The organism is Mesobacillus sp. (assembly GCF_049588175.1).
Taxonomy (GTDB): Bacteria; Bacillota; Bacilli; order Bacillales; family Cytobacillaceae; genus Mesobacillus.
In genome coordinates, this window is record NZ_JBAVFI010000364.1 from 1 (window position 1) to 1880 (window position 1880).

Annotated in this window: 1 protein-coding gene and 2 pseudogenes; all 3 read left to right on the top strand. The window is 44.6% G+C overall.

The annotated features are described in order from the left end of the window. Positions 1–328, top strand: a 328-nt coding sequence (locus WB217_RS08995; RefSeq protein ID WP_423992675.1) for an alpha-glucosidase C-terminal domain-containing protein, incomplete at its 5' end; no start/stop codon positions are given. Then, a pseudogene (locus WB217_RS09000) lies at positions 306–1256 on the top strand (MTP-1 family protein). The gene WB217_RS08995 and the pseudogene WB217_RS09000, both read left to right, overlap by 23 nt. Before the next feature lie 21 nt (positions 1257–1277). Further along, a pseudogene (locus WB217_RS09005) lies at positions 1278–1880 on the top strand (glycosidase); the annotation flags it as partial.

Genomic DNA, 1880 nt, shown 5'->3' on the forward strand with positions numbered 1-1880 from the left:
AGGCAATCCTGATTCGATGCTTTCCTTCTATAAAAGATTGTTGAAGCTGCGCAAAGAACATACTTCCTTCCAAACAGGAGAATATGAATTCTTGCGTTATCAGGATGGAATGATCTCCTTCATGAGAAGGAACGAGAGGGAGCGGACACTAGTTGCTCTGAACTTTTCTGAGGAAGAGAAATCCCTTGAATTAGAGATGCAAGACATGAACCTGCTGCTTTCGAACAAGCGTAATTCGCTGGAAGGCAGTGATGTTCTCAAAATATCTGCAAATGAAGTCATTATTTTAAAGGAGGATGCTGGGAATGACGGTCTTAACGAAAGGTAATGTAAAAACTTGCGAACAGCTTTTGGAGGAGTTCTCTTCGAAAGCACAGCCGGACAATCCGGGAAAAATCGTATTCTCTGGTGTTGGAGAAAAGGATGTCTATAATATTTCAGCACCTTTTGAAGATGAGGGTGAGCAGGTGATTGCCGGCCGCGTGGAATCACGTGACAGCGAGCATTCCAGCGTGTATTTCTTCGTCGAAAGAAACGGCGAATGGGTTCCTCGAAAAGATGCGCCTGTGTTTGAATTGCAGGATCCTTTTTACACAAGGATTGCTGGTGAATTAGTCCTCGGCGGCGTACAGATTTTCCCGCATCCGACAATCGAAAATGCACTTGGATGGCGTACCGTTTTTTATAAAGGAAAGAACATTGCAAGTTTAGTGGAATTTGCAAAAGGTCCAGATGGCATGAAGGATCTTCGCCTTGTTGAGCTGGCTGATGGCAGCATCGGTGTGCTGACAAGACCTCAGGGTGATAAGGGCGGCAGAGGGAAAATTGGCTGGGCCCGCATTTCTTCATTGGAATAGTTGACGCTCGATGTCATCAACGAGGCTCCTTTATTTGAAGATCAGTTCATTGATGAAGAGTGGGGCGGGGCGAACGAGCCGCATCTGCTTGCAAATGGTTTGGTTGGTGTCCTTGGCCACGTAGCTTCATTCGATGCAGCCGGAGACCGCCATTATTATCCGATGGTTTTCGCGCTTGATCCGGAAACAGGAGCGTTTTCAGATATGGAGCTGATCGCAACGAGAAGCAATTTTCTTCCTGGTGCCTCCAAGCGACCTGACCTGGCTGATGTTGTGTTCAGTGGCGGAATTGTCCGGAAAGCGGATGGCACAGCAGATATCTATGCAGGAATCAGTGATGCCGAAGCACAAAAAATTACGATTGCAGATCCATTTTTACGATACGAGCAAAAAAACTGACTGAATTGAGGGGATTACAACATGAATGTTTATAGATATGAAGAGAATCCGTTAGTGACACCAATGGAAGTAAAACCGCATCGCGAGGACTTTGAAGTGATTGGCGCATTCAATGCGGGGATTACGACTTTTAACGATGAAACCATCATGCTGCTGCGTGTCGCAGAGCGTCCGATCAGTGATAACCCTGAGATTGTGAAATCACCTGTGTATAATCCGAAAACAAATGAGCTTGAAATTCTGGAATTCAATTTGAACGATCCTGCGTACAATTTTTCAGATCCACGGACGATTCAAAAAGCTGGAGAGACGAACCGTTTCGCTTATCTGACTTCATTATCGTATTTGAGGATTGCCCGCAGTAAGGATGGCCATAACTTTACGATTGATGAAAAGCCATTTGTTTACCCTTCAAATGAGCTTGAGACATTCGGGATTGAAGACCCAAGGATTACGAAGATTGATGATACTTATTATATTTACTTCAGTGCCGTATCACCTGTTGGTGTTGGCGAATCCATGGTTTCCACTAAGGACTTTGTGACAACCGAGCACCACGGAATGATTTTCGCACCGGAAAATAAGGATGTTTTAATTTTTCCTGAAAAAATTAATGGGAAATAC